General features: G+C 43.6%; 2 protein-coding genes. Both read right to left on the bottom strand.

Annotated elements, in window-relative coordinates; genetic code table 11:
* Positions 1–157: 157 nt before the first annotated feature.
* On the bottom strand, positions 158–421 hold the full coding sequence (locus F6K49_RS46425; protein WP_293109217.1) for a zinc ribbon domain-containing protein: 264 nt from the start codon (positions 419–421) through the stop codon (positions 158–160).
* A gap of 780 nt (positions 422–1,201) precedes the next feature.
* A partial coding sequence (locus F6K49_RS46420) for an IS607 family transposase (RefSeq protein ID WP_293109215.1) occupies positions 1,202–1,696 on the bottom strand: 495 nt, incomplete at its 5' end.

The raw sequence follows: 1,696 nt of genomic DNA, 5'->3' as shown, positions 1-1,696 counted from the left end.
TTTTGCCCTGTTTTTTTGAGACCCTTACTTTTTATATTAACACTATTTGAGACGGAATATTCATCCCCGGAGACGAAACCTTAGAATAGTGGAGCCTTTATGGTTGGTCGGTTATGAGAAAAGGGGTTAAAACTTTATTATTAAGGCTCCACTATTCTTACGGTAACTTCAAGACCTTTGAGGACGGGGTATTCTTTTCCCTCTCAAACTCTCCCACTCTGATAATGCGACTTCCGCCTATATTTACCAATTCACCTGTCCAACTAACAGTCTTACTAGTATAGGCTTCACAGACATCCACCACCGTCTTCCCGGTCTCTTGAGCTTTGTGCTTCAAGAATTCCTTAAAGCGATAGTGGGCGAATGTCAGCATATTGCGGACAGTCTTAGATCTGATTTTTCTATTACCTTTTTTCGACATCTGAGAAGTCTCGAAGGTGGGAAGTAAGATTAAAAATTGTAAACTAAGAACCTAGCTGTCTTATGATGAAGCTCGTTGATTAGGTTTTGAATCTTGATTACCATCCTCCGAGCGGCCTTTCTCATCCGACGTTTTTGACCACCACAAGCTTGGCTTATTTTAGATAGCAAATTATCTAGATGTTGGCACAATCGTTGAATACGAGAAAAGTCTCCATTCCCAATCTTTCCTACAGATGTCTCACTAAAAAAGGTAATAAAAGTTCTGACCCCAGGGTAAGCAAGCGACTACTCTACCTTGGTTTTCGGTTTTATTTTTAGTCTCTTGATAGGGGACGACCAAATAGTAATCCCCATTCCTGCTGGTCAGTCTACTGTCGCAAATATTGTCAGGAATGGTCTCGGAATAAGCTATCTTGCCCAGTTTAGTGTGATATACCCCCATAGCTGACACTGCCGATTTAGGGATATAACAAGACTGGGTAGGATTTTTCCTCGATCTAAACCTTACCCTTTGAATTTGCGAAGTCTTTTTGTACTTCTTTTTGGCCTCTCTGACAGCGGTGCAAGCATCCTTAATCGCTATCGATTTTATCTGATAAGGTACTGCTTTACACCACTCGGGGAGGTCGTTTAATATGTCAGTTTTGATAGCTTTCCAGTTGGCTTTTACTTCACCATCCTGGAGGATTTTGACGGTCTTGTTGAAAACGTAACGGGACACTCCAAACCATTTACGGATAACCGAACGCGCCCCGCGTGGCCTACGGCCAATCCCTGCTCATGGTTTAGGAACAGACGAATCTTCTTTGATTTTTTTACCGTATTTTCTGAGTCCGTGAACCCTACAGGAGAAGAGGTGAATGATGGAAAGAAGATCTGCGGTAAGTTCTGATTCCGGGCAGCTTTCAGGCTGGTCAAGAACCAGGATTTTTCCACCGTTGAGACCGACCAAGTACTCAATGAGTTCAAACCCGAATCGGGTAAGTCTGTCTCTACAGGTAACAACAACCGTGAGCTTATCTCCAGACACGACTCGTTCCAATATGGCTCTAAGTCCTTTCCTGTTGTAGTTAAGCCCCGAGCCGATGTCTTTGATGATTTCTGCTTCTGGGAAGAGGGAGTGAAGGTAGGCGACTTGGCGGGCAAGATCATCTCGCTGTTTTGTACTGCTAACTCGGCAGTAGCAGATTGTAGAGTGGAGTGATCTCTCAGACTTTGGAGCTTTTCCAAAACGGAGAAGATCTGTTGAGTCAAAGAGTCTAGTTCCCCCTGG

Source organism: Moorena sp. SIO3I6 (assembly GCF_010672095.1).
The sequence above is the reverse complement of the archived record's forward strand: the minus strand, read 5'-3'. Positions and strand labels throughout refer to the sequence as shown.